The following is a 20,288-nucleotide window of genomic DNA, read 5'->3' on the forward strand; positions in this document are numbered from 1 at the left end:
GAATTTTAGCAATGCTGAGTCCGATACACCCAATAATAAATAGTATTAGCAACACCCGAAAATCAAAAAACAAAAAAGTAAGCGTCATACAAAAAATAAATAAAAACAATTTCACTACCCCATCCATACGATGAAAATATGTACTATGCACCTTCCTCCCTCCTATTACTATCTAAATAAAGTTCCATAAATTTTTCCGGACATGCAATCCCACTAAATTTAACAAGCTTGGTTAAAGAACTCTCTCTTAAGTTAGCTATTTGTAACGTTTCTTGATCACCAAATACATTCGACACTGTATTATCCGCAATAATTTCCCCTTCATGTAGAACTACTGCACGGTCTGCATATTCTAGTGCGAGATTCATATCGTGAGTGATAAAAATAAATGAAATACCCTTCTTAGCTAGTTTTTTAATAAACGACATAAATTGTTTATAATGATAATAATCTTGTCCCGCTGTCGGTTCATCTAATATGATAAGCTTAGGATTTGTTGTTAATACAGATGCGATTGTTAATCTCTTTTTTTGCCCATAGCTTAGTGCTTGAATTGGCCAATTACGAAATGGATATAAACCACAAATTTTTAAAGTTCCTTCTACTCTATTCTTAATTTCTTCCTTAGAAAAATTATGTAATGTTAATGTAAATGAAACTTCTTCAAAAACAGTAGGCTGTGTAATCATATGATTTGGGTTTTGCATCACGTAAGATATGATTTTTCCACGTTTACGAATAGACCAAGAACTAATATTTTCACCTTCTAACAAGATTTTCCCATTTTTTATTTTGTTTATGCCTATAAGACTATGAGCTAATGTGGATTTCCCTGCTCCATTATGTCCCAACAGTGCCACAATTTCTCCTTCATATATTGAAAGGTTTACATTTTCTAATACTTTTTGTTTATTAGGGTATGAAAATGATAAATTCTCCACTTTAAGTAATTCCTTGTTTTTAGTATTACCTTTTAATATGACTTGTTTCTCCATCCACTCTTTTAGAACGTTGCCTACCTTTTCTTTTTGAAGGTTTTCCATTGGATATATTACGTCATTATTACGATCAAAATGTAATCTCTTTAATGCTTCGATGTAAATAGGCTCTCTTAAGCCAATACGTGGCAATATATTTGACGCTAAGATTTCTTTTGGTGTTCCTATTGCAATGACTTTACCTTCATCAATTAATATAACTTTGTCTAAATCCAGCTTTAAAATTTCTTCTATCCTATGTTCGATAATAACAATCGTTTTATTATATTGCTCATGTATATCTTTCATAAGTTCTATCGTATGTACGGCGCTTAGTGGATCTAAGTTCGCTAACGGTTCATCGAACAATAATATATCCGCATTTGTTGTTAATAAACCAGCAAGAGAAACTGTTTGCTTTTGACCTCCTGATAATTCATGTGGACTTTGTTTATGAAACGTATGCATCTTCACCTTTCTTAATGAGTCCGAAACAATCTTTTTCATGTCATCTTGCTTTACACATTCATTTTCTAAATAAAAAGCTACATCTTCTTCTACTGTCAGACCAATAAACTGAGCATCTTGATCTTGCAAAATTGTTCCTACCTGTTTACTTTGTTCAAAAATACTTCCTTCCCTCGGGTCTTTACCGGCAATTAAAACGTTACCTGTACTAGTCCCTTCGTAAGAAAATGGGATTAGCCCATTGATACAATGAGCTAATGTCGACTTTCCTGAACCACTTCGTCCAGCAATTAGCACCTTTTCCCCAGGGTATATATGAAAGGTAATATCATTTAAAGTAGGCTGCGCAGCATGCCCATATTGAAAGGTGAATTGTTCAAACGAAATAATTGGTTTCATGTTAACATCCCTACTTTTCAATTTTTAAATGTGTATGTTTCTTATTAGATTTTGCCAAGCCAATTGTAAGTGGCAATCCAACTACTAAGAAAACGATAACATCGGAAATTGTTGCTCCTAATACTTGTATAACAATTTTGTCAAATGGTTCTCCCATCACAATAATATCGAATGCCCCAGCAAATATAATAGCAATGACAATACCAACTAACCCAGTAATTGCTAAATAAGAAATATGCCCCTTGTTAAACGACCCGTTTTTCACACTAAAACCAACTCTTTTTTGAATAAGACCCATCGAAAAACCAATAATCCCTGAACTAATAACCCAGCCCCACCAAATCCCCCATCCAGCAATCGTATCTGTTACGGTATGACCGATAAGTCCGATTAAGAGTCCTGCCACTGGACCAAATAATGCTCCAAAAACAGTTAATATAGCTAATGCTGGTTTAATAAATGTATTCGGTGCAATAGAAAATCCCCAAAGTCCTAATATCCCGTATAATGCTGCTCCAATACCGATTGCTACTACTAACTTTGTTGATAATTTGTTCATTACAATTCCCCTCTCATATTAGTCAACTTTTATTACTCTATATTTAATTTAAAAATGAATTATGCATCTACACTCCCTTTCTATACAACAAAAAATGACCTCTTATATAAGAGGTCATTTTCTTTCACGTTCAAGAATCCTCTTATCTTTCAAAAAACACAACGTGTCCTCTGCGGAATTAGCACCTTCCTATAAAATTGCATAGGGGTTGCTGAGGTTTCTTAGGGCCGTTCCCTCCACCTCTCTGGATAAGTATTAATTTGTAATTCGTATTATGGCACTAAAAAGTGTAAATTTCAACACTTTTCTTACTATTTTTATTTTTTGTTAAATGGCGCATTTAAATCATTGTATTCTTATCGGAATTGTGAAATAATGAATTCAAAATCGTTTCGGGAGGAATGCATTATGAAAGTGATTGGTTTGATTGGAGGATTAAGTTGGGAATCTACATCATTATACTATAAACATATTAATACGCTTACACTCTCTCAATACGATCAAAATGCAAAGTTAGTTTTATATAGTATGGATTTTGGTGAAGTAACTACTTTATTACAAAACCATCAATATGAAGAAGTGAAAAATGAACTAGTTACAGTTGCAAAGAAAGTTGAAAAATCTGGGGCTGAATGTTTATTAATGTGTTCAAATACCGTACATCTATTTGCCGAGGAAGTAGAACAAGCAATATCTATCCCGCTTCTTCACATTGGTGATGTAAGTGCTAAAGAAATGGTAGAACAGAATATAAAACGTATCGGACTATTAGGAACAAAACAAACGATGGAGCAAGATTTCTATAAATCACGATTAGCGAAATATAACATTGAGACAATTATCCCCAATGACGAGGAAAGAACTTTTATCCACCATGTCATATTAGATGAATTAAGTAGAGGGATTATTTCAGAAACATCTAAAGAAGAGTTATTACAAATTACAAAATCATTAATTCAAAATGGTGCTGAAGGTATATTATTAGGCTGCACTGAAATACCTTTACTCATCTCCCAAAATGATCTTACTGTTCCCGTTTTTGATACTGCTTTTTTACATGCAAATACTGCTGTGCAATTTGCTGGATAAGAATATACAAGCATAAAGGTGAGAACCTCTATGCTTGTATAAAGTTATGACTATTTATCCCGCTATTTATGGGCAGTAAAACCCCTACCGATTAAAGTTTTACTTTATTTAAAAGAGATTCAATAACTGCAATTGCTTCTTTTGAACCACCACATTCTAAAAAGCTATCATTAAGTTTTCTTATACCATTTTTATACTTTTCATTTGAAAGAACATCTGTTACAGCCCCTTTTAAAGTGTGCACATTAACATGTTCTTTCAATAGTCTATGTGCCGCTTCAAGCTCAGTTAATCTTTGCGCTATCATAGGCTGATCTTTATCATGCGGTATTATTACAAATGGGACATTATAATGAATGGCATCGTGTACGCTATTCATACCACCATGTGTAATAAAAACATCTGCATCATTTAATATTTCTGATTGAGGTACGTATGGAGCAATTATAAAATTATCTGGCGATTGCTTTATTTTTGAAATATCATTTCTATCACCAATTGCCATTACAACTATCCCATCAAAATCTGAAAAAGTATCAATACAAGTATTAAAGAATGGTTCGAGTCCTTCAAGCAGTGTTCCCATTGAAATGTAAATAACTTTCTTCTCTTTAAGTGATTCCAGTGGAAACTTTATATTTGTTTTACGCTTTGAAATGCTCGGTCCAATAAAAATGTTATTTTCTCCGAACGATTCGCTATTAGGTTGGAAATAACGACTTGTGTATACGAAACAAACATCACCCTTATTATTCATAAATTGAAGATTATTCTTTGGTTTTACTCCAAATTTATGTTCCATCTGATTTAGTAATTTTTCAGAGATCTCCTCTGGTTGGAATGGTATATCTGCATTTGGATGAAAAGGTAATGTCTTCAAAAACTCTGAAGGAATTAAAAATATAGGTGAGGAAACTACACCTGGAACTTGTAAATACTCCTTTACTAACTCTCCCGCGCCAAATATATCATAAATTACGAAATCAAAATTTATACTTTCACATAATTTTTTCGTAATTTCCAATATATATAAAGAAGTTTGAACATGCACATGAAAGAAAGCATTTAATCCAGATGAGGTTTCAGCATCAATAGAAATCTCCTTTAATAGATCCGGATGAGTATGTACAGTAGCTCCTAAATCTTCAATTCTATCCTTAAAGTTTGTCGTTGTAATATAATGTACGTGATCCCCTCGTTCAGTAAAGGCTTTTACTAAATTTAATGTAGGGTTTACATGTCCCTCTGCTGGAAAATTAACCACTAAAATATTTAGCACTTAATCCTCACTCCTTATATTTCACTGTTTTAATTAAGCATACTGTTATTTGTACATATAATCGTCCCCTAATAGTCCTAAAGTGCTTGTTACATTATGTTGATAAATAATTTTCAGTCATCAACATAAAAAAAGCATCTACCTATGTAGATGCCTAACCGTGATAAGGAGTGTTCTGTGAGGTTAGAACAAGCTTTTCTGCTTGTCCTATGCTATTAATATATGATTTATTTTATAAAATGTGAATCGTTAATAGAATTATTTTATCCATTTTATATGATCAAATGGATAAAATACCATTTCTACCTTACCTATTATATTTGACTCATCAATAAGTCCAAGTGTATTCCTACTATCTTTACTATGATTACGATTATCACCTAACACAAATAATTTATGCGTAGGAACTTTTATTTCTCTAAAATTTGAAAAACGATTGGATACTTGTAACATATCTAAATGTATATACGACTCATCACGCTTTTTACCGTTAATATATACCTCATCCTCTTTTAATTGTATATTATCCCCCGATAATCCAATAATTCGTTTCACATAGTAAGTAGGCTCGTCTTCTTTTTTTATGATGACAACATCCCCATGATGAAAAGACGATAAACAGACGTTTACCTTATTAACAAGTATATAATCTTTTTCATTTAAAGTAGGTTGCATCGAAATTCCTTCTACCATACAAAATAAAAATGACTTATTAATAAAAATAACCCCTATTATAATTAAGATGTAGCTACATATGTTCCTCCAATATTTTAGAATAAACAGCTTCATATATACCTCATTTCCAATCTATTCCCAGATAAAAACGCCTCTAGTTCACATGAATGCTAGAGACGTTTCGTCCATTTTAATTCTCTTTAGAGTTATCTGTTTTTGGCGCTTCACCAGTTAATCGCTTATTTTTCAAATCAAAATAAGCATCTAAAACTTCTTTTCCAATATCGGAGTTAATGCCCGATTTATCATTTTCAACCCACGGTACTACAACAGAAAATGCTACTTCTGGATCATCATATGGCGCATATCCAGCCAATGTTAAGTTATAACATTCTCTACGATCGCCTTTGGCATTTCGCCCAATTTCATTTTCTCCACCATATACAGTTTGTGCGGTCCCTGTTTTACCAGCTGGTTTATATGGTGCTTTTTGGAACGCTCTTACTCCCGTTCCATCTCCTTCTTGAAATACTTTTCTAAATCCTTCTTTTACTTGATTAATATATTCTTGTTTCATATCGATTCTATTTAAAACAACGGGTTCTATTGATTGTACTACTTTACCAACCTCATCTTTTTGAACGGTTTGTTCTCTAATTTCTTGAACAATTTGCGGTTTCATTCGATACCCTCCATTTGCGATAGTCGAAATATATTGTGCAAGCTGAAGTGGTGTATACGTATCATATTGTCCAATAGAATAATCTAATAAGAAACCAGGCTGATTATCTTTTCTTCCAATTTGTCCTGCAGTTTCATTTGGTAAATCAATACCAGTTTGTACGCCTAATCCAAATTGCCTGAAATAATACCTCATTTTATCAAAATATTCTTGTTTAATATCTAGTGAACTATTTTTCACATAATCCACTCCAGCAATTTTTAATGCTATATTAAACATATAAACGTTTGAAGATACTTGTAACGCTCTTAGATCGTCTATATCACCAAAATTTTTCCAAGACTTCTTCTCCTTAGTTCCTTTAAACTTCATAGGTGCATCATAAAAATGTGTTCCAGGAGTTATTGCATTTGTTTCAAACCCTGTTAACACTGTCGCACCTTTAACCGTTGATCCAAGCTCATAAGAACTAGTCAGCGTGCCTAAAGCGTAATCTTCTACTTCCATTTTCCCGTCTTTTTCTACAAGCTTTTTCCCAGCCATTGATAATACTTGACCATTTTTTGGATTCATCATCACTACGAAAGCACGGTCTAACATTGATTCTGATCCTTTATATTGTTTTAATATTTTTTCTATGCTCTCCTCTACTTTTTTTTGCAATTCCATATCTATTGTTAAAGTTAAATTTTTACCGCTTTTCCCTTCAGTAACAGTTTCCGTTCTAATAGTATTTCCTTGTTTATCAGCAATGCTTCTTACTTCTTTTTTTGTACCATGAAGTACATCTTCGTATTGCTGTTCGATATAACTTTTGCCGACCCTATCATTTCGGCTATAATCACGCACTAAATAATAATCTAATCGTTCACGTGGCAATCCTTCATCAGCATTTGAAACGTTACCAAGGACAGAACGGAATAATCCATCATTTACATAGATTCTCTCCCAATCAACTGATGCGTCTACTCCTGGAAGGTTCGCTAAATTTTCACTAATCACCGCATATTCCTGTTCACTAACGTCCTTTTTAATAATTTGAGGTGCCATTTGAAAACCTGAGGTCATTTTACTTTTAATAGCTAACACTTCTATATCTTTAGCCGTTAGTTCTTGAAGATTTTTATCTGTAACGCGTTTCCTTTTTAAATCTTCTATTTTTTTGTCTAGCTCTTTTCCGGTAATATCCTTATCTCGGAACTTATCTATTTCTTTTTTTGATACTAAGTCTTGAGCAAGTTCTGGATTTAATTGCATCCAAAAGTCTTTCTTATCAGTCTCAGTTAACTTATCTATATCTTCTTGTGGCATTTCAATAATATCTGCAAGTTGTCTTGCTGATTTTAATATTTCTTCTTGTTTTACACCTTTCACCTTTGTATATGTAATCGTACGTAAAGACTTATTATCAACTACTGGATTTCCTTCACGATCAAATATTTTCCCACGTGGTACAGAAAGGCCCACGGTTGCATTTTCTCTCTTCTCTACTTCATTTTTATATGTTTCTCCATCAAAAATTTGCACTTTCCCTAACTGAATAATAATGCCAGAAAATAATAAAAATACACAAAGGAATAAAATATTTAACCGGAGAGGTACTACTCTACCACTTTTCTTCTCTTGCTTTTTCACCTTGTCATAATCTCCTCCTTACAATATTTCAAATAATAATCACATTTCTATATTAAAAGTAATGTACAATTTCTATACATTGCTTTGTACAAATATTAATATAATGTTTAAAACTTAATAGAAATTAAAACAAAGGTAAAGAAAAGGTAAAGTTTACTAAATTAAATATAAAAAATACCCAATAACAAAAAGCTTAGTTTTCACTAATCGCTTTGTTATTGGGTATTAATTGATTTAAGAATTACTACTAGTGCGTATTGGTATACATTTGTCGTCACAATTAGAAAGAGATTGTTTACTTAGTACTTTCGGTAAGTAAATAGTTACTGTTGTCCCGACACCAACCTCACTCATGATACTAATTGTCCCTTGATGACTTTCAATAATTTTATAACTTAACATTAATCCAATACCAGTCCCTTTTTCTTTCGTACTATAAAAAGGTTCACCTAATCTCTTAATTCTTTCTTCAGGTATTCCTATTCCTTCATCTATTACATGAATGATGACACCATCATCATTTATTTCTTTTATGTGAATTGAAATTTCCCCACCATTTGGCATAGCTTCGATTGAATTTTGCAAAATATTAATAAATACTTGTTTCAATTGATTTTCTGAGCATTCAATAATTATATCTTTGTCATCCGTAAATAGTTCAACTTGAATATTTGTCATAATTGCTTTTGTATTCATTAACGATACGACATTTTTAAAAATTTGATAAATATTTTTCTTTTCTGTATTTATTTCATCTGTTTTAGCAATTGACAGAAATTCTTGCAGGATCGCTTCTATCCTTTCAATTTCAGAAAGCATAAGATCAAAATATCTTTCTTGATCTTCTTTATTAATTTGGAATAACTGTATAAAACCTTTAATTACAGTTAAAGGATTTCTTACTTCATGAGCTACGCCAGCTGCTAATTGACCAATTGCTGCAAGCGTATCTGATTTGTTTAACAATTCTTCTGTCTTTTTTCGCTCTGTAATGTCGCGTACAATAATCATAATTTTATCACGTAATAATGGTAAGCACCTAGCTTCAAAGAAATCAATACTTCCATTAAGTGTGAGTGGATATTCTACAATTACATTCGTTCCTTTTTCCTTCACTTGATTAATGGCTTCCTGAAACTGCTGTGCTACTGAAGATGGTAATACTTCGTAAAACTTTTTTCCCATAAAAGCTTCTGCGGGTACGTAAAACTTCGTAGGAGATCCTGCCTTGTAATCAATAATCGTGCCATCATCTTCTGTTAAGAAACATAAATCTGGTAAAGCTTTAAAAATTAATTCCAGTTCAGATGTTTGTTGTTTTAACTGCTCTTCTATCGCTTTTAAATGCGTAATATCTACACCAACAGCCCAATAACTATATCCTGTTACAGGAAACTGTTCTGAGATATTCGACCACATTATTGTTTTGATTTCACCATTTTTACATGTTAAGTGCATTTCCCAATCTCTGAAATTTTTTCCACAAGTTAAAAATTTCTTTTGTATTTGATGGCGATAATTATGATCAGGATACAATAATTGCAGTGCATTTGGATTTCCAATTATTTCTTCAGCGGTATAACCTGTTACGATTTCGCATTCTCGGTTCCACAAAACAAAATCTCCATTATAATCAAGCGCATCGACCATAACAGGCATGTTTTGTAAAATCGTATGTAGTTCCTCCTCTTTCCGAGAAAGCAACGTTGTATTTTTACTTTGAAATACTTTTATTGCACCATCTAAAATTAAACTTGAGAGCATTTCAAAGTATTTTTGACAACTGAAAATTTCACTTTTTTTGGACCATACAACAAAAGATCCTAAATGTTGATTGTATAAGAAAATGGGGATTTCAATCTTTGGAAGTTTACTCTTTTTTATTTCATTCATTCCGAATGAAAAAACACACTCTTTTTCAGCATCAAGAAGTTGATGTGATATGTTAGTTAATTTATAAAATTGTTCTGCCATGGTTTCTATTGTACTCACATCAATAAGTTCCATTAGCCGCGAATTCATTCTTTGTTCACCTCAATATGTAAAATTAATACAAATCTAAAATTCATACTTCTCCATTATACGAAGAAAGCTAGTGTAGGTATATAGCTGTAGAATAATTATTCGAACAAATTTTATTTTTCAATTAAAACAAGAAAAGAATATATTTCGTCCATTCCTCATTTATTGTCTAGCTAACTTGAATTCCTCCTTACATTCACTGAATTTTCACTTGAGAGTCATACGCGTCACTAATAGCGGTATAAACATGCAATAAGTATAAAGTTCATAAAATATTCACAATTTTTATGAAAAATATACACATTTATTCCAATATATTCTATATAATGAAATGTAATAAGGCTTCTATGAATCTCATAGAATACCTTACCCCTAATAAAAAAGAAAAAAGAATCCATTTGGATTCTTTTTTCTTTTTTTAATTACATTACATATTTATATAAAGCATGTGCCACACCATGTTCTTCATTTGATAACGTTTCGTATTTACACATTGCTTTTATTTCTTCAACTGCATTTCCCATTGCAATTGATATATTCGCTTTTTCCATCATAGAAACATCGTTTAATCCATCACCTATCGCTACAGTGTTTTCAACCGGAATATTAAGATGTTCTGCTAAAGTATATAATCCATTCCCTTTTTGAGCATCTCGATGATTAATCTCTAAATTGTGCCAATATGAAGATGTAATTGCTAAATCTGTATTATGAAGAAATGTTTCTTTTAGTTTTTTTAATTTCTCAATATCATAAGAAAATGGTAATAGTTTATGCACATGTATATCTGTTTCTACAATTGGTTTACAACTTTCCGCACTATGAAACGCTGTATGCTCAAGATATAATGCTGCGATTGTTTCTAACTCTTTCAAGTCGAAATTTTCTTTTGAATTCTTCACATACTCAATTTCATTACGTACACTCTCTACTCCATAATCCGGTACATACACACCTTTATCAGTATAAAGCTGATAATATAAACCATTCTCTTCAAGATATTCTACAATTTCAAGTGCCTGCATATTTTGAATTGGATATCTCCTCATCATTTTTTTATCTTTATATATAAGAGCCCCATTTTCCGCAATGATTGGACACTCTAAATTAACTTCTAACAATAATCGCTCAATGTCAACAATAGAACGTCCTGTACAAATTGCTACAACATGGCCAGCTTCTTGACATGTTCGAATTGCTTCTGCATTTTCTTTACTTATCATTTTATTCCCCGAAAGAAGAGTTCCATCTAAATCAATTGCGATTAATTTCATTATTTCTTCACCACTTTCTATAAATACACGAGTTCTAATTAATTATTAGGTATCGTTTCCATACAATCCTCGTGAGGTACTTCTTATTTATAATTTATGAAAAGCGTTTCAGGTCAAGAAATAATTAAAAATAAAATCCAAAGCTTTTCTTTTTAAAAAAGCTTTGGATTTTAAACTATGAATTATAACTAATGTATTTTGTCTCACACATGTACACGTTTTTTTCTTCAGTTGGGATATATACTTTAAACTTTTCTAATCGTTTTCCATAGACATGAATCGTAATAACGCTTTCATTTTCGCTAATTTCAAGAATATGACAATCTGCTGGTGGAATTACTTTATCAGTTTCTCCTTCTCCCAAATAAAGATTTCCTGTATGTGTTAAATAAACAAGTGAATTTCCAAGTTGTTTCGTTTGTATAAAGTTCTGTACCATTATCCTTCCTGAAAAAACGCCTTCTACTCCCCATGTGCCGTCATGATCATGTAAAGGTGTAGATTGTCCATCTTTCCATACGAGAGCTAGTACTTCAAAACGTTTGAGCGGATCTTCATACAATAAATGTCTTGCATATTGGGTCAAATTGGCCTTCTGTTTTTCTAACGGAAGCCATGTTTTCTTTTCTAAAAGTTCTTCTAGTAATTTTTCAATGCCACACACTATTTCTTCTTCAAATAAACCGTTTTCCATAAGATTTGTAACACCTTTAATAAACTTTTGAAATGATTTACTTCCATTACAAGTCAACATAAGAATCCTCCTCTACGTTTTATACAATTCCATATTAAGGTAATTGCCGAAAACTCACAATTGAGAAACAAAAAAACAAGATGCAAATGTATGCACCTTGTTAAGATTTTTATTTGGCTTTCAATCGAATAGGTAAGTATTTTAATGTTTGTTCATTTTCCAATATACATTTTTCTAAACAGAAAGATGGAGATAGCTCTATTTTTTCAAAAGCATTTATAAAGGTAGTTAATGCAATCTCAGCTTCTAAACGTGCAAGTGGTGCTCCTAAGCAAAAGTGAGGACCTTTCCCAAAGGTTAAATGCTTTTCATTTCCTGTTCGATGTACATTAAATTGAGAGGCTTGTGAAAATTTTTTCTCATCTAAATTCGCTGCACTAACCCACGCAACAATCATCTGATTCTTTTTCATGAAAGGACCAAATATATTTGTATCCTCTGTAATCCTCCGGGCCAATGTAACAGGAAAGCGATAGCGTAATACTTCCTCAATCGCTTTTAAAATTAAGTTAGGTTCTTTTCTTAACTCTTCATAAATTCCAGGTGAATCTACTAAAAAGCAATAAAAGCTATTAATAATTAAATTTGTAGTGGTTTCATTCCCAGCCGCTAGTAAACCTAATGAAAAGGTTACAATTTCTTCATCGGTTAATCTTTCGCCTTCATATTCAGCTCGAATTAAATCAGAAATGATATCATCGGTTAAATGATATCTCTTTTCCTGAACAATCGGTAGAAGGTATGCTTTGAATTCATGTAATGCTATCCCTTTCTCGGCATCCAGATCATTAAACTTTTCTTTACTATACGGCATAAATAAAATATCAGACCATTCTTTAATTTTTTTACGATCTGTTGTTGGGACTCCTAATAAATCGGAAATAACGGTAACAGGTAAAGGTGCAGCAAACTGTTCAACGATATTAACTTCACTACATTTTTCGATATGTTGTACAAGTTCATCTGCGATAGTCTGTATTCGAGGTTTCCACTGTTCTAAACTTCTTGGAGTAAATGCTTTAGAAACAATGGAACGTACATTGCGATGTTCTGGTGGATCTGTAGAGTTTATATTTATTCTAGTTTCTAAAGGAGGGATTGAGAATTGTCTGCGCTCCCTTCTACTTGAAAATAAGCGATAATCTGATAAAACACGATTTACATCATCATATAAAAAAACATTCCATACATCCTGCTCTTCATCATAATGAACTGGGTGATTATCCCTCATCAAACGATACCATTCATATGGATTCCATAATTCTTCTTTTGTTTTCAGCTTTGAAATTTCGTGAACTAAAATAACATTTTCAGGTGAAGCCATAGTTCTTTCCTCCCTTTTCTTTTACAATAAAAGTGATAGGTCGGCAGTCCAAAGTTGTATAAACTATCATATGTTATTTTAACATATACCAAAGGGGATTTTTCATTAGAGAACTTGAGAAATATATAAGGGGGATTTTTATGTACGTTGACATTTTACTACTAGCAGAATTAACGACAGGACCAAAACATGGATATGAAATTAAAAAAAATGTTCAAAATCGTTTAGGTGAAAATTTCGAATTAAATCACAACATGCTTTATCCAGCCCTTCGGCGCTTTGAAAATATGGGTGCTATAACGAAAAAAATACATAAACAAGTCGGAAAACCAAACCGAAATATGTACGATATAACAGAAACAGGAGAAGAAATTTTTTCTGAAATGTTACGAGAGTTTCCCGAAAAACTTGCGACAAACAATACAGAATTTCTTGTTCGTATTGCGCTATTTGAAAAACTTGACTATGAGGATAGAAAAGAGATTTTGACTGTACGTCAAAACGTACTACATAATCAGCTTACTGCTATTCAGTCTCTAGATGTTACCTCATCTTTTATTACTGAAGTCATTGAATTTAGTAAATCACGAATTGAACATGAATTGAGTTGGATTACATCACTTATGAAAAAAATATGAAAAAATAACAAGAAAAGTTAAAAACAATGAATGAAAATGATATTTATTATCAATACTATAATTAATAAAAGGGCAACCACGATTTGGCTACCCTTCAAACATTTACACTTCTGGATCGAAAGTTTTGCAATCTGTTTCTTCCGTTGTAGATGCATGTTTACCTTTATGACTTACTACGTAAATTGCCTCTGCACTACATTTATTACCGTTCGCCCAAAATTTACAGTTATTTACTTCACATAAAACGTCTTGTGCCATAGTATCACACCTCCTTGTTCTATTATCATTAACAAAATTCGGAGGTATGATACTATTTGTCATCCATTTTTTATTCCCTTTTTAGCTTTCTTAATGGTTCAATATCTCCGCGTACAATAGCATCAATATTTCCAGTTATTTTTTCAATATCAAAATGCCACCATTGAATTTGCAATAATTCTTGAATTATTTCATTTGAAAATCTCTCTTTTATTTTATTTGCAGGGTTTCCACCAACAATTGTATATGGTGCGACGTCTCTAGTCACAACAGATTTAGCTGCAATGATTGCACCATCTCCTATTTTTATTCCGGGCATAATAGTTGTGTCCATACCAATCCAAACGTCATTTCCTATAACTGTATCGCCTTTGTAAGGTAAATCAGACAAACTAGGTGTATACTTCTCCCACCCATTTCCAAAGATATTAAATGGATATGCCGAAAATCCATCCATCCGATGATTCGCTCCGTTCATAATAAAGTTAACTCCAAATGCAATACAACAAAACTTTCCAATAGTAAGGCGATCCCCAAGAAATTCATAATGATGTAATACTCGATTTTCAAATGTTTCTCCATCTTTCGCATCATAATAAGAATAGTCACCAACAAGTATATTAGGTTTTGTTATTGTATTTTTTATAAATTGAACGTTTTGATTTCCTTCAATAGGGTATTTAATATTTGGATTAGGATTCATTTTGTACAGCACTTCCTTTACCACTTATTTCACTTTCTACCGCTATTACTGGCTTTAAATTGTATATAGGTAAAATAAACAATAATCCAATTATAAAAAGTAAAGCCGTCCCTTCATACATCATACTTAATGAAAACATCTCTTTTAATGAGCCAGCTATACTCATCGTTACTACCATTGAACCGGTAAATAGCGGACTTAAAATACCATTTACACGACCTATAAAATCGGTATCGCTATTTTGAATAATAAGCGTATTAATACCAATTTGGATACAAGGAAGAGCTAAGCCACTAAAAAGCTGAGCTGTAAGTGTCACCCATAAATTTGTAGAATATCCTATAATGCCAATACCAATTGCTTGACCAAGCATACCGATAATTAACATCTTTTGCGGAGCAACGTTTTTCGCAAATACCATTGCTAATGCTCCGCCAACAATCATACCCGCACCATTTACTGTTAGTAGCCACTGTAAACTCTCTTTTGATAATCCTAGCTGCTCAGTCACAATAAATATACCTAATGGTTGAATTAATCCTATACCTAGTCCTGCAGCCATAAAGCAAAGCCCTAGCAAAGTTAATGCTTTTTTCTTTTTGACATACTTAATACCATCCTTCATCTCCTGCAGCAGAGTGATATCTTTCTTTTCTACGTCGTTTTCAAGATCTTTCGGAAGAAATAACAATACAACTGCCGCAAGTAAAAACGAGATACCTGTTATGATGATTGAAATATAAATTCCAAAACTATGAAAGATAAATGTCCCTAGAATTGGTCCTAATACCATAAATATTGCAAATATCGTTTGATATATAGACATCGCTAATTGAATTTGTTCCGTTGATAAATGTTGTTTAAACAACTTCATTCCAGATGGTTGTGAAAACTGTGAAAGGATTGCAGAGATGAGTGTCACAAAAAACACAATTTTCCACGTTCCAAACATAAGCGTAATTAAGACAGCGAATACTGAAATGGAACTTAACGTTTCACACCATATCATTGTCTTCTTTGGCTTCCACCTATCAGCAAAGGTACCGCCAATAAATGAAAAAATAAAAATTGGAGCGAATTCAGCAACTGAAATCATGGAAATTGCAAAAGCATCACCTTTTGTCATTTCCATTACATATAGTAATACCGCAAAGTTTCGAACCCATATTCCTATTTGTAAAAATAATGCTGATGCTAAAATCCCTTGAACAAACCGATTTTTTAATACTTGTGATACCCCATTGTTTTGTTTCGTTACTACATTTGTCGACATAAAAAAGCCTCCTATTTCATGTTCTGAACAGGAGGCAGCACAAATCATATAAAAAGACTATATATTCGCAGAGCGAAATACATCCCTTTTCTATAAATGTACAGACTAACCCTATTCAGAAGAATATTTCGTTTTTTAACGAAGATCTCTTACAAATAGAATTAGTTGATCATTGGGATGTCTTCACCCTTCCATTTCGAATTTAAATAACACATACATACTCTATGTAAATCATTTTCGATGTATGCATGTCTCCTTTTAACTATTCTAGAAAGTTAAAGGCAATTCCTCTAAAGAACGCATTAAATAATTACCTTGCCATTTAATTTCTTCACGATTCCCTTTTATTTTTAGTTCAGGCATTCGATCAAACAAAGTAGTAATAGCAATCTTTGCTTCTAACCTCGCAAGTGGAGCTCCTAAGCAGAAATGGCTACCATGACCAAACGCAATATGACGATTATTTTCCCGAGTAATATCGAATACTTCTGGGTTTTCAAATACAGTTTCATCACGGTTTGCAGAAGCTAAGGCAATGACAACCATATCTCCTTTTTCGATTGTTCGGTCGTGAATTTGAAAAGGTTCCGCTGCCCATCTTGCAGTTGTAACCTCAACTGGAGAATAATAACGCAATCCTTCCTCAATAGCCGAATCAATTAGTTTTGGATTATCTTTTAATAACTGTAATTGATTTGGATTTTCAAGAAGTGCTAATACCGTATTTGTAATTAAATTCACTGTCGTCTCGTGTCCTGCTACAATTAGTAGCATTATCATTGAATATAGTTCCCGAGCACTAAGTTTATGCCCTTCACTCTCTGCAAGTATTAAAGCACTCACTAAGTCTTCTTTTGGCTCTTTTCGTTTAATATCAACTAAATATTGAAGATATGTAATAAACTCAGATAGTTGTTTTTCGGTCTCTTTTATTTCTTCAGGTGTTTCTGGTGATGCAATAACAGCATGAGACCAAATTCTAAATTTCGCTTGATCTTCTTTTGGAATACCGAGCATCTCACTTATTACAATAATTGGTAATGGAAATGAATAATCATCCACAAGATTTAATGTACCTTTTCGCTCTATATCACTTATCAAATCATCTGCTATTCTCTCAATTCTTCCGTCTAATTGTGCAATCATCTTCGGTGTAAAAGCTTTTTGAACTAAAGATCGTAAACGACTGTGGTTAGGTGGATCTGAATTTAGCATATGTGTTGTTAAGTGGTCACTATTATCAACGGAAAGATACATGTTCTTTATATCTTGAGAAAACACATTTGTCCAATCTTTTTTTAAACGATTATCTTTTAAAAGTGGCAGAGCATCTTCATATCTAGTAATGAGCCATTCTTTACCGATTTCAACTTGGTTTACAAATAATATAGGTTGTTTTTTTCGCGATTCTTTATAAATTTCATACGCATCTTCTTTAAACTGAGCTGAAGCTAAATTAATGCCATCCTCTATGCTTAACCCAACTTTGTTTTTCATTGACATTGTATTCCCTCACTCTCATTTGTTTTTGAAAACCAACCCAACATATGCATTATACTCTAATAAAAACGTGAAAATTGTAAATTTTTAATCAAAATCTTACTTCGTATATTGAAAAATAAAAAAGTGAGAGAGTAAAATCGTTTCACTCTCCCACTTCTCTTTATGCGAAGCACATAAAATTACTAATTTGTTGATAGCGATAACTTACTTTACGCCGACGACCACCTTGCCACGTGTAACCTGACACTCCATTTCTTCTCACTTCAGTCGGAAAAAACCATAAGTCCCTTCCGAAAGGACCAGGACGATGTAAGCGTAAATAGCCCCATCTTCCTAAACAGTTACACATCCATGATTTCATATTGCCTGGTTGTGCTGGAGAAGCAAATGTAGACGGTAACGATGGCGCTTGTGACGGTGGTGGTGACGTTGGAGCATCCTCCGCATCATCTGGTCTGTAATCTTCTTGTTCAATATCTCTCACTTCATTTGTAGGTTCATACCCGTAGTTTTGTGGATTATAATACATCGCTTGATCATATGGATAATTTTGTTGGTTATACATATTAACAAATCACCTTCTTTTCATTCATTACCTTTATCATTCATATGTGATATGCCCTCTCTGGGAAGCTTATGTATAGCCCAAATTCAACTTAAAAAACTCGTATTATTAAAAATACGAGTTTTTCAAAAATAGAATATTTTTATCATCTCCTTAACTTCACACTATAAAAACGCATTTCATCTAACGAACCTTCAAATTCAAATACTTCTTGTTTAATTAATTGTTTCAATCGATATTCTAAGAAAGTATCTCCAACCAATTGTTCAACAAGACCAAGTGCTTCACCAATTACTCTAGGAGCTTTGAGGAACTCTCGATCAGCACCCACGCTTTTCGCGCATTCAATTATAAATTGATCAAAATAATCTTCCTGTACAGAATGCACTTCATTTTCTTTCCACACTCTTAAACATTCTATGCTTTCCGATAATCTATTCCACTCATGTTCAAACTTCATGCGCTTCTCTTCAGTTAAATAAGGTAACTTTATAAAACTTTTTTGGAATAGAGCTAAACTTTCAGGTGGTAATTCTCCCGTTCCACGAATATCATACTCTTGTTTTAATATTTCTCTACTTGCTTCAGACGTATTAATAACTCGAATGTTTTTCTTATCCTTTAATTGTGCCATTACAAAACTTAAGCCTACATGTTCATGTGCATTATCAGCCTTCCAAATTGTAATAGGCGTTTCAACAGGAATAGTATGTAGTTCTTCTATAGCTGCTATAAATCTTGATAAATATTCTTCTTCAAAATAACTATCATAAGCAGTTAAGTTATTTATTAACCACTTCTGTCTTGCTAGTTGTCCCTCATTCGTATGCAACCTATATATCGGTCCAATTGAAAAGAATTCCGAAAAAGCAACAACACTCTCTTCAAATAATTCTTCTTGACTTAACATATATTTCAAGCAACCAGCCGTTGAATCATCAAAAGCAATATGTACGTGCGTACTTTCTTTTACATTCCTTTTATAAGTAGGATTACTTGTTAATTGTTTCGGAATATCCATCAAATTTTTAATTGTATCTTCACTATAGTTTTCTTCTAATAAGTTTAACTGTATGAGAATACTTTGAAGTAAACCTTTAGCCTCATCTTCGTACATATCCTCTACAGCATTTTTAATTTTATCTATCACACAAATCCCTCTATTCATTTCAAAAATAACGTAGATTATAGTGTATCATTTTAGTATAGTTCTTTAAAGTCAAATCCAGATTACTACAGCAATCTGGATTTTTAACAAAAGCTCTTCTTATATTTTTGAATTGCTAAATATTTTTACTTTGAAAATCCTTGTATCTAAATGTATAATTATATAAAAACAAAAATATAGGAGCTATATTTATGGATAAAGTACTTACAAATTATAAACATTACTTAAAAAATTGGAGATTTATATTTATTTGCATACTACCTACTATCGCCTTATTCGTTACTTTCTATGTCATCTTCGAACTACTGTTTCATCAAGATTTCTACTTATCTAACTTAATTTCTGCTATCATATTATTTTTAATATTTATTAACGTTAAAGATAAATTTAAAATTAAAGGCTAAAAAACACTATTTCAAAATAGCCCTTTATTATTGCATCCTACTATAAAATAAGGCTCGTAGTAGATTTTCATAAAAAATAAGAGCACCCTGCAATTGGATGCTCTTATGTGATTAGAGGTTTTTTCTGAGTATTAAGTAGGACACGAAGATCTTGTCCTACTACATAATATATGCTTGTACTTATTATTTCGTGCATGTATTAAGCACCATGTTCAGGTACTTAATATATGCATAGTCATTGCTATAAAATCTACTCAAATATTTACTATACGATTATCATATTTATAAATTAAAAAACATCCCCAATGGATGTTTTTTATCTAACATTTTAAGCATCCATAAACTTAGCCGGTACACCAATTTTTTCAACTACAGAAGATATATTAGTAGGATTAATCATTACATTTTCAATACATACTAATTTATTTTCTAATATCCCATTCTCTGCAGTAATAAGTTCTTCAAACCGATCTAAAGTCATTGAGAATTTATGTTCACTTCCACCATTCATACTAACTTTTACATACTTCATAGTGTCACCGCCTTTCATAATAATTTACATTTCGACAAGAAGGCGCTTACATCCTTTTTATTTACCCTTAAATTTCTCACGTTTACATGTATTTTGAGAAAAGCAGC

General features: G+C 32.3%; 19 protein-coding genes, 1 pseudogene and 1 riboswitch. Of the genes and pseudogenes, 3 read left to right on the forward strand and 17 right to left on the reverse strand.

Annotation, left to right across the window (positions count from 1 at the left end):
- The 3 genes and pseudogenes from H6481_RS25650 to H6481_RS25660 all read right to left on the reverse strand — a co-directional run.
- Positions 1 to 151: pseudogene (locus tag H6481_RS25650) on the reverse strand (energy-coupling factor transporter transmembrane protein EcfT); the annotation flags it as partial.
- Positions 144 to 1,844, reverse strand: a complete 1,701-nt coding sequence (locus H6481_RS25655; protein WP_182813555.1) for an ABC transporter ATP-binding protein — start codon at positions 1,842 to 1,844, stop codon at positions 144 to 146. The gene H6481_RS25655 and the pseudogene H6481_RS25650, both read right to left, overlap by 8 nt.
- Positions 1,845 to 1,854: 10 nt before the next feature.
- Entirely contained in the window at positions 1,855 to 2,403 is a 549-nt protein-coding gene (locus H6481_RS25660) for an ECF-type riboflavin transporter substrate-binding protein (RefSeq protein WP_001038211.1), read from the reverse strand.
- A 139-nt stretch (positions 2,404 to 2,542) separates the two neighbouring features.
- Positions 2,543 to 2,658: riboswitch (SAM riboswitch) on the reverse strand.
- Between the two features lie 153 nt (positions 2,659 to 2,811).
- Between H6481_RS25660 and H6481_RS25665 the strand changes: the two genes are divergently transcribed.
- On the forward strand, positions 2,812 to 3,492 hold the full coding sequence (locus H6481_RS25665; protein WP_053564339.1) for an aspartate/glutamate racemase family protein: 681 nt from the start codon (positions 2,812 to 2,814) through the stop codon (positions 3,490 to 3,492).
- A 91-nt stretch (positions 3,493 to 3,583) separates the two neighbouring features.
- Here the strand turns inward: H6481_RS25665 and H6481_RS25670 are convergent, their stop codons facing one another.
- The 7 genes from H6481_RS25670 to H6481_RS25700 form a co-directional block, all read right to left on the reverse strand.
- Positions 3,584 to 4,771: a macrolide family glycosyltransferase gene (locus H6481_RS25670; RefSeq protein ID WP_182813557.1), complete on the reverse strand. Its 1,188-nt coding sequence runs from the start codon at positions 4,769 to 4,771 to the stop codon at positions 3,584 to 3,586.
- A gap of 258 nt (positions 4,772 to 5,029) precedes the next feature.
- Positions 5,030 to 5,560, reverse strand: a complete 531-nt coding sequence (gene lepB, locus H6481_RS25675; protein WP_098126506.1) for a signal peptidase I — start codon at positions 5,558 to 5,560, stop codon at positions 5,030 to 5,032.
- Between the two features lie 76 nt (positions 5,561 to 5,636).
- Positions 5,637 to 7,763: a penicillin-binding protein 2 gene (locus H6481_RS25680; protein WP_182813559.1), complete on the reverse strand. Its 2,127-nt coding sequence runs from the start codon at positions 7,761 to 7,763 to the stop codon at positions 5,637 to 5,639.
- 234 nt (positions 7,764 to 7,997) lie between these two features.
- Complete coding sequence (locus H6481_RS25685; protein ID WP_001088549.1) at positions 7,998 to 9,785, reverse strand: PAS domain-containing sensor histidine kinase; 1,788 nt, start codon at positions 9,783 to 9,785, stop codon at positions 7,998 to 8,000.
- Positions 9,786 to 10,207: 422 nt separating this feature from the next.
- On the reverse strand, positions 10,208 to 11,059 hold the full coding sequence (locus H6481_RS25690; RefSeq protein WP_182813561.1) for a Cof-type HAD-IIB family hydrolase: 852 nt from the start codon (positions 11,057 to 11,059) through the stop codon (positions 10,208 to 10,210).
- A 175-nt stretch (positions 11,060 to 11,234) separates the two neighbouring features.
- On the reverse strand, positions 11,235 to 11,813 hold the full coding sequence (locus H6481_RS25695; protein ID WP_000954443.1) for a cysteine dioxygenase family protein: 579 nt from the start codon (positions 11,811 to 11,813) through the stop codon (positions 11,235 to 11,237).
- A 109-nt stretch (positions 11,814 to 11,922) separates the two neighbouring features.
- Positions 11,923 to 13,137 (reverse strand): cytochrome P450, encoded by a 1,215-nt coding sequence (locus H6481_RS25700; RefSeq protein ID WP_065483785.1) that lies wholly within the window; start codon positions 13,135 to 13,137, stop codon positions 11,923 to 11,925.
- A 140-nt stretch (positions 13,138 to 13,277) separates the two neighbouring features.
- On the opposite strand from H6481_RS25700, the gene H6481_RS25705 reads away from it, so the two are divergent.
- Positions 13,278 to 13,775 carry a PadR family transcriptional regulator gene (locus H6481_RS25705; protein ID WP_000289124.1) on the forward strand — a complete coding sequence of 166 codons (498 nt, stop codon included), beginning with the start codon at positions 13,278 to 13,280 and terminating at the stop codon, positions 13,773 to 13,775.
- Positions 13,776 to 13,877: 102 nt separating this feature from the next.
- Here the strand turns inward: H6481_RS25705 and H6481_RS25710 are convergent, their stop codons facing one another.
- The 6 genes from H6481_RS25710 to H6481_RS25735 all read right to left on the reverse strand — a co-directional run bounded on the left by H6481_RS25710 (position 13,878) and on the right by H6481_RS25735 (position 19,227).
- Positions 13,878 to 14,033, reverse strand: a complete 156-nt coding sequence (locus H6481_RS25710; protein WP_000046095.1) for a DUF1540 domain-containing protein — start codon at positions 14,031 to 14,033, stop codon at positions 13,878 to 13,880.
- 70 nt (positions 14,034 to 14,103) lie between these two features.
- Positions 14,104 to 14,736 (reverse strand): Vat family streptogramin A O-acetyltransferase, encoded by a 633-nt coding sequence (locus H6481_RS25715; protein ID WP_182813563.1) that lies wholly within the window; start codon positions 14,734 to 14,736, stop codon positions 14,104 to 14,106.
- A complete protein-coding gene (locus H6481_RS25720; protein ID WP_000106396.1) occupies positions 14,726 to 16,009 on the reverse strand; it encodes an MFS transporter in 1,284 nt (427 codons plus the stop codon). Before H6481_RS25720 ends, H6481_RS25715 begins: the two co-directional genes overlap by 11 nt.
- Positions 16,010 to 16,276: 267 nt before the next feature.
- Positions 16,277 to 17,512, reverse strand: coding sequence for a cytochrome P450 (locus H6481_RS25725; protein ID WP_098033949.1), 1,236 nt, complete (start codon positions 17,510 to 17,512; stop codon positions 16,277 to 16,279).
- 160 nt (positions 17,513 to 17,672) lie between these two features.
- A complete protein-coding gene (locus H6481_RS25730; protein ID WP_000282687.1) occupies positions 17,673 to 18,077 on the reverse strand; it encodes a hypothetical protein in 405 nt (134 codons plus the stop codon).
- A gap of 145 nt (positions 18,078 to 18,222) precedes the next feature.
- The gene (locus tag H6481_RS25735; RefSeq protein ID WP_153592101.1) at positions 18,223 to 19,227 is read right to left on the reverse strand and encodes a DUF1835 domain-containing protein; all 1,005 of its coding nucleotides are present in this window, start codon (positions 19,225 to 19,227) and stop codon (positions 18,223 to 18,225) included.
- Positions 19,228 to 19,436: 209 nt separating this feature from the next.
- Between H6481_RS25735 and H6481_RS25740 the strand changes: the two genes are divergently transcribed.
- Positions 19,437 to 19,649, forward strand: a complete 213-nt coding sequence (locus H6481_RS25740; RefSeq protein ID WP_000362073.1) for a hypothetical protein — start codon at positions 19,437 to 19,439, stop codon at positions 19,647 to 19,649.
- A gap of 328 nt (positions 19,650 to 19,977) precedes the next feature.
- Here the strand turns inward: H6481_RS25740 and H6481_RS25745 are convergent, their stop codons facing one another.
- Entirely contained in the window at positions 19,978 to 20,181 is a 204-nt protein-coding gene (locus tag H6481_RS25745; RefSeq protein WP_182813565.1) for a hypothetical protein, read from the reverse strand.
- Positions 20,182 to 20,288 lie beyond the last annotated feature (107 nt).

Source organism: Bacillus sp. ME78 (genome assembly GCF_903970865.1).
Taxonomy (GTDB): Bacteria; Bacillota; Bacilli; order Bacillales; family Bacillaceae_G; genus Bacillus_A; species Bacillus_A cereus.